This is a genomic window from Desulfosarcina sp., from assembly GCF_055467485.1.
In genome coordinates, this window is record NZ_JBUOIV010000117.1 from 1 (window position 1) to 6,337 (window position 6,337).

Genomic DNA, 6,337 nt, shown 5'->3' on the forward strand with positions numbered 1-6,337 from the left:
CAAAGCGCTGGTCGATCTATACCAGCAGGACGGCTCGCTGCTGGAGCGTCGCGGCATCGCCGCTCCCGGCCGCGAGCCGGTCGACCTGCCCCGAAACTAGTATGGTATTCCCGTGACTTGTCCCGGGCAGCACCGGCCAACGGCTGCCCTGTTCGGTCAATCGAGTCAGTTGAGTCAGTTGGGTCAGTTAGGTCGGTTGCGTCAGACGGGTTTGTTGAAAATTTTTTAAATTTAATTTTGGAGGCCCCTCCCAGGCACGCGGGAGGGGCCTCCAAAATTAGAACATCGAGTTGGGCAGGAACAGCGCAATCTGCGGAAAAGCGACCAGAAGCGCCAGGCACAGCAGCATGGCCAGCCAGAAGGGCCAGATGCCTTTGAAAATGGTGTTCAGGGGAACATCCGGTGCAACCCCTTTGACGACGAACACGTTAACCCCCACCGGCGGGCTGATCAGCCCCATTTCCAGAACGATCACCACGATGACGCCGAACCAGATCGGACTGTAGCCCAGTTCGAGTATCACCGGGAACACGACCGGCAAGGTCAGAACCAGCATGGCAATGCCTTCCAGAAATGTCCCCAGAATCACGTAGGTGGCCAGGACCACGACCAGGATGCCCACGGGTCCCATGTCCAGGTGTGTCAGCCAGATCACCAGGGTTCCGGGTATTCGGGACAGGGCCATAAATGGGATGAAGACGTGGGCGCCGATCAGGATCATGAACGTCAGGGCCGTGGTGCGCAGGGTGTGCAGCACCACCACTTTGACGCTCTCCCGGTTGAGCGAGCGGCGCAGCGCCGCCACCACCAGGGTCAGAAACGCCCCCACGCCGGAGGCTTCTACCGGCGTCATGATGCCGCCGTAAATACCGCCGATGGTAACCCCTACGATGCCGATGATCGTTGCGGCCCGGCGCAGGGTCGTCAACTTTTCCACCAGATCCGCCTTGGGACCGGCCGGCCCCAATTCCGGCTTTATACGGGTGAGGATCGCAATGGTCAGCAGGAACAGCCCGGTGAGCAGGATACCCGGCAGCACACCGGCGATAAAGAGTTTGCCGATGGATTGCTCGGTCAGAATCGCATAAATTACAAAGCCGGACGAGGGCGGAATCAGATAGCCCAGGGTGCCGCCGGCGGCCACGCAGCCGGTGGCCAGGCCGTCGTGGTAGTTGAACCGCCGCATCTCGGGCAACGCCACGCGGCCCATGGTCACCGCCGAGGCAAAAGAGGAGCCGCTCAGGGCGGCAAAGCCGGCGCAGGCGGTGATGGTGGCCGCTGCCAGGCCGCCCCGCCGGTGCCCCACCCAGGCGTAGGCCGCATCGTAGAGATCCCGACTCATGCCCGACAAGCCGGCCAGGTTGCCCATGAACACGAACAGCGGCACGACGCTCAGTTCCAGGAATGAGGCGATTTCGAAGGTTTCCGCGCTCAGGGTGGCGTAGGCCGCCGGCAGGCCGTTGATGGCGGCGATGCCGCCGAACCCGCTGATCAGCATCGCCATGGCCACTGGCATGCGCAGGATCAGCAGCGCGAAAAACACCGCCAGGCCGATGAAACCGATGGCTGCCGGGTGCATGGGCGCGCCTTAAAGGGCGGGGGGGGTCCGGTCCCCCGGCCGTCCCCGCAGAAACAGGGGGATTTCCACCACCAGCACCAGGGCATAGAGCAGCATGCCGGCGGACAGGATGAAATAAAACGGTTTGAAGGGGATCTGCATCGCCAGGGAGGCTTCACCGAAACGGCCCGCGTTGAGGCCGCTGATCCACAGCCGCCAGGAAAGCACCACCAGCATGCCAAGGGCCGCCAGGCGCACGAACACTTCGGTCCAGCGGGTGATACGGGGCCCCATCAAAGAACTGAACACTTCGATGGCCACCTGACCGCCGGTGCGGGCGCTGTAGGCCACCGACAGGGCAACAGCGATCAGCAGCATGAGCTTGGCCGCATCCCGGGCCCCGAACAGGGGCGCATTGAACAAATAGCGCAGCACCACGTCGGTGACGGTCAGCCCCGTCAGGGCAAAGAGCATCGCCCCTCCGCCCCACAGCGCTGTAAAGCGCACCAGGTGTTCGACGCCGGCCAGGGCGCGGTCAGGCAGTGCCTCGGCCGGTTTAGTCCTTGATGGCGTTGAAGATTTCTCTGGCATGGACACCCTGTTTTTCGAGCTGATCCAGGTCCTGGTCGATGGCCGGTTGAGCAGCCTTGCGGAATTCCTGCCGCTGGGCGGCGGTCAGCTTGATGTAGGTCACTTCCGGGTCGGCCTGGGCTTTTTGCAGGCCGTCCACATCCAGGCTGGCCCACGTCGCGGCGGCGCGCAGGCTGAATTGACGGCCGGTCAGCTGGTCCAGGGCCGCCTGCTGAGCGGGGCTCAGGGCTTTCCAGCTCTCTTTGTTCATGGCCAGAAACGCCATGGAGGAGGTGCCGGGGATGTTGTCCACAACATATTTGCCCGCTTCGGCCAGATTCCAGGATTCATACAGGGCGCTGGGTTGAACCAGCACCGCATCCACGATGCCCGTGTTGAGGGCGTTATAGGCTTCGGTCACCGGCATGGCCACCGGCACCCCGCCCCAGGAAAGAATCAGGGGGGAGATCAGCGGTGAACCGATGCGGACCTTCATGCCCTTGAGGTCGGCCACGGTGTGTACCGGGGCGCTGCGGGTGATCAGGCACGGGGGTGACATGACCCAGATCCCCAGGACCTTGATCTCGGCATACTCTTCCTGCAGGTAGGCGTCGTAGATGTCCCACAGCTTGCGGGTGCCTTCCTCGGCCGTGATGGCCACCCCGGGCTGGGTGAGCAGCAGCGAGCGCGGAAATATGCCCGCCGTGTAGCTTTGAATGCAGAAGGTGATGTCGGCCACCCCCTCGACGGCGCGCTTGTATTGTTGGGCCGGCCCCTTGCCCAGCGCGCCCGACGAGTAAATGGTGATGGTGAGCTCTCCGCCGGTGGCTTCGGCCAGCGCCGCCGCCAGCGGCGTGAACACCTCCCGGTGCAGGATGTGCTCCTCGGGCATGAAATGGGCCAGTTTGAGTTCCTTGGCCGCCGCCGCGCCGCTTACAAAAAAAATTGAGGGCAGAATCAATATTCCAATAACCCATCTCGTCATTGAGTTCACAGCTGTTTTCTCCATGGCATTTATCGGTTGCGGGAATCCGGCGCCTGTGAAAAAATCGGCAAACGGGCATTGCCAAAGCGCTCGAGCGCAGCTCGCTCCAAAAATCGCCAAAGATTATAACGGCTTACAATTTGGTGTCAATAGCAATCTTGGTTATAAAGCGCCCTTGTCTGGAGGACGCGGTTTTGATAAATTTCATTTAAATTTCGGAGAAATTTAAATGATGGATGAAATCGCCGACGGATTTTACCGGCTGGGAAATGTACCGCTTCCGGTGTTTCTGGTGGCGGGTCAGCGCCGGACGGTTCTCATCGATGCCGGGCCGGCCTTCATGGGACCGGCCTACCTGGCGGACATCCGCCGCCGGCCGGCCGGCATCCGGGAACCGGATGCGCTGCTGCTCACCCACCTGCACTTCGACCACGTGGGCGGAGCCCCCTTTCTGCTCCGGCATTTACCGACCATGCAGGTGGCCGCCGGCGCCGTTCTGGTGGAGCACCTGGCGCGGCCCGGGGTTATGGAAACCCTGACCCGCCTCAACCGCGACCTGGCGGCGGACACGCCGGCGGAAGCCGGGTTAACTGCGGCGGACTTCGACTACGGCAGCCTGAAAGTGGACCGCGTCCTGGAAGACGGTGAAATCATCGACCTGGGCGGCGGGGTGGCGGTGGAGGCGCTGGCCACGCCGGGCCATACGCGTGACAGCTTCAGCTTTTTCCTGCCCCACGTTGAAGCGGTGGTGGCCGGCGAAGCCCTGGGGATCATTCCCGGGGACGACTTCTGGGTGGCGCCGGAATTTCTGTCGAGCTACGATGACTATCTGCGATCCATCGACCGCATCCGCCGCAAGAACCCCCGGATCATCGCCACCGCCCACCACCGGTTGCTCACCGGAGCGGATGCGATCCGGTTTTTCGAAGTGGCCCTGGCCGACTGCCGCGCCTACCGACAAATGATCGAACAGCACCTGCGGGAAGAAGACATGGACCGGGACCGGGTGGTGGCACGCATCGCGGCCGCGGAGTACCGCACCCGCCGCCAGGGCAAGCAGCCCGAGGCGGCCTTCCGGCTCAACCTGGCGGCCCAGGTCAGGTTGATTGCGGCCGAGATGGAACGAGCGGGGAAACGTTAAAGGTTTCTGGGTCATAAGTGAAGGAGCTCGACGATCGGCTATGGGCATTGGGTGAAAAGCCAAAATCGACGCTCTGGTTTGCCCATATTAAATGCTTCGCGCCGTTCAACGGAGTTGTGTAACGCAATGATAATCAACAGTTTTGGACGATCAAAGTAAGTGAATATAAATAGCAGCGGCATGAAACCACAGGTTACTCCAGCTTTGTTAGCGATAACCCAAAACCGATCATTCATTTGCCACGTTGTGTAGCGGCTGGAAAATAAGTTATCGAAATATTTTTCCCAATTTAGTCACGTTTTGCTGCATGACTGAAAGAAAATCTCCTTTCCGGGGCGCATTCCCGCAAGGATTAAATACGGTACTTTCAATGCCTAAGGCCTTCAACACATCAATTGCGGGCTTGTTTGGTACGCCCTCCCAGACCATCCATTCAGCCGGATGCGTTTCCAAAACTTTCTTCAACTCAGCGACCTGATCGGGGCTTGGATCTTGATCCGGTTCCCAATGAACCGACCTGCCATTCAAACGGTATGCATGCTCGAAATATTCATAAACCGGATGAGAAAAAATGATCGGTAGATCGTTGTCCGATGAGACAGTTGACCGTATGCGGTCGTCGAGCCCCAGCAGATCTTTCTCCAGTGAGCGAAAATTGGTTCTGAAAAGATCTTCTTGCTGGGGACGTTTGCGCGCCAGGGCATCGGCAACCGCCTCCGCCTGCTTGGCCGCCAGGGAGAGATCCAGCCAGGTGGTGAATGCCAGTCCTTCGTGGGCATGTTCCCCTTCGGCACCGTGGCTGTGGGTCAAAATTTCCGTACCGGTGATGAACCGATCTTTGAATCCTTGGGAGGTATCCACAATTTTAGCACGCGGCAGGCTGACCTTGCTCACCCATTTGGCGTAGCCGGCGCCGTTGAGCAGGATCAGATCGGCGTTCTGGTAGGCAGCAATATCCGCAATCGTCGGCGTCCAATAGACCGGATCCTCTCCCGCCGGCACCGGCAGGGTCACCCTGACATGGGGACCGCCGATGCGCTCGGCGAAGTATTTCAGCGGGTAGTTGACCACGTAAACATTTAATGGACTGTCGGCGGCATTGACGCTGATGCCAATAAACAGGATACCTATCAAAAGAGCGACACATCTGAATCGACATGCCTGAAGTAACATGAGAGCCTCCTCGTGTTTGTTTTTTGATGCTGGATCCTGGTACCATTGAATGAAACGGGCGAAGCGACTTTGCATCTCAACGCCAAAAGGACCTTAGCCGATAAGCAGCATCCTCACCATATCGTTGGAGACCCGGTTTACAACCAGCAGCAGGGCACCGCACAGAAAACCACTGGCGGCCACGATGATCATGATTTCAGCGGCCAACAGTTTGGCGATGGTCAGCCGGCTGCAGCCGATTTTGAAAATGGTTTGAATTTCGCGTTGGCGCAACCGCAGGGACAGAGCAAACACAAGAACAATAGCCATGACGGTTGCCAGGGCCACCACCGACACCACGGCGTCGAGCACGTTCTTGATACGAAAAATGTTCTGCAGCAGACCGTCGACCACCTCCATGGGCTTCAGGATCTGCTGGGTCTCCCCCTTGTTCAGATACCGCCCTTGAAGAATCGTCCCGGATTTTTCGTCATTAGGTACGGCAATCACCGCGGTGATGGGATAGACCGCTGTATTGCCATGGAAGTGGAAGCTGTCGATATTCTGCTCGTTGATCTCCGTGTAGTGATACAGCTTGGCCGTGGCAGCGACATTGGTTTGCGACCGTTTCAACACCAGGGTCGGGTCGTTGAGCCGGGTGACATCCTGGTGGCCGTGGCCCAGTCCCTGGATCACCCAGGCTGTTTTTAGGTCGACGAAAACGGCCAGATCGTCTGGCGTATGGGTCTTTTCGAGAACGCCCACCACCTTCATCTTGAGCGGGTAAACCCCGGCCAGATCGAAGAGGCTTTCCGGAGAGGAGACCAGACCGTCGCCCGGTTGAAGCTTTAGTTCCAGGGCGGCTCTGGCCCCGACCACACAATCGCCCAGAATGGCCAGGTGCCTGCCTGCCGCAATGTTCAGTCGCCTG

Annotated in this window: 7 protein-coding genes; 2 read left to right on the forward strand and 5 right to left on the reverse strand. The window is 59.6% G+C overall.

Going from position 1 to position 6,337, the window contains the following annotated elements:
- Positions 1–277 precede the first annotated feature (277 nt).
- The 3 genes from ACZCED_RS24570 to ACZCED_RS24580 are packed head-to-tail and all read right to left on the reverse strand — an operon-like array spanning position 278 to position 3,020.
- Positions 278–1,579, reverse strand: coding sequence for a TRAP transporter large permease (locus tag ACZCED_RS24570; protein WP_464862071.1), 1,302 nt, complete (start codon positions 1,577–1,579; stop codon positions 278–280).
- 9 nt (positions 1,580–1,588) lie between these two features.
- Positions 1,589–2,149, reverse strand: a complete 561-nt coding sequence (locus ACZCED_RS24575) for a TRAP transporter small permease (protein WP_464862072.1) — start codon at positions 2,147–2,149, stop codon at positions 1,589–1,591.
- Entirely contained in the window at positions 2,115–3,020 is a 906-nt protein-coding gene (locus ACZCED_RS24580) for a TRAP transporter substrate-binding protein (RefSeq protein WP_464862073.1), read from the reverse strand. Before ACZCED_RS24580 ends, ACZCED_RS24575 begins: the two co-directional genes overlap by 35 nt.
- Here ACZCED_RS24580 and ACZCED_RS24585 point away from each other — a divergent pair.
- On the forward strand, positions 3,019–3,342 hold the full coding sequence (locus tag ACZCED_RS24585) for a hypothetical protein (protein ID WP_464862074.1): 324 nt from the start codon (positions 3,019–3,021) through the stop codon (positions 3,340–3,342). The two genes, ACZCED_RS24580 and ACZCED_RS24585, sit on opposite strands and share 2 nt — an antisense overlap.
- The gene (locus tag ACZCED_RS24590) at positions 3,343–4,254 is read left to right on the forward strand and encodes an MBL fold metallo-hydrolase (RefSeq protein WP_464862075.1); all 912 of its coding nucleotides are present in this window, start codon (positions 3,343–3,345) and stop codon (positions 4,252–4,254) included. It begins immediately after the preceding gene.
- A 267-nt stretch (positions 4,255–4,521) separates the two neighbouring features.
- Here ACZCED_RS24590 and ACZCED_RS24595 read toward each other — a convergent pair whose 3' ends face one another.
- Together ACZCED_RS24595 and ACZCED_RS24600 are read right to left on the reverse strand one after the other, a co-directional pair.
- Positions 4,522–5,427 (reverse strand): metal ABC transporter substrate-binding protein, encoded by a 906-nt coding sequence (locus tag ACZCED_RS24595; protein WP_464862076.1) that lies wholly within the window; start codon positions 5,425–5,427, stop codon positions 4,522–4,524.
- 93 nt (positions 5,428–5,520) lie between these two features.
- Positions 5,521–6,337 (reverse strand): ABC transporter permease family protein (locus tag ACZCED_RS24600; RefSeq protein WP_464862077.1); only part of this gene is annotated, 817 nt, incomplete at its 5' end.

Excerpts from the sequence above, each read along its gene's own strand:
- ACZCED_RS24595 (WP_464862076.1), bottom strand. The coding sequence starts at position 5,427 with ATGTTACTTCAGGCATGTCGATTCAGATGTGTCGCTCTTTTGATAGGT.
- ACZCED_RS24575 (WP_464862072.1), bottom strand. The coding sequence starts at position 2,149 with ATGCCAGAGAAATCTTCAACGCCATCAAGGACTAAACCGGCCGAGGCA.
- ACZCED_RS24590 (WP_464862075.1), top strand. The coding sequence starts at position 3,343 with ATGATGGATGAAATCGCCGACGGATTTTACCGGCTGGGAAATGTACCG.
- ACZCED_RS24585 (WP_464862074.1), top strand. The coding sequence starts at position 3,019 with ATGAAATGGGCCAGTTTGAGTTCCTTGGCCGCCGCCGCGCCGCTTACA.
- ACZCED_RS24570 (WP_464862071.1), bottom strand. The coding sequence starts at position 1,579 with ATGCACCCGGCAGCCATCGGTTTCATCGGCCTGGCGGTGTTTTTCGCG.
- ACZCED_RS24580 (WP_464862073.1), bottom strand. The coding sequence starts at position 3,020 with ATGCCCGAGGAGCACATCCTGCACCGGGAGGTGTTCACGCCGCTGGCG.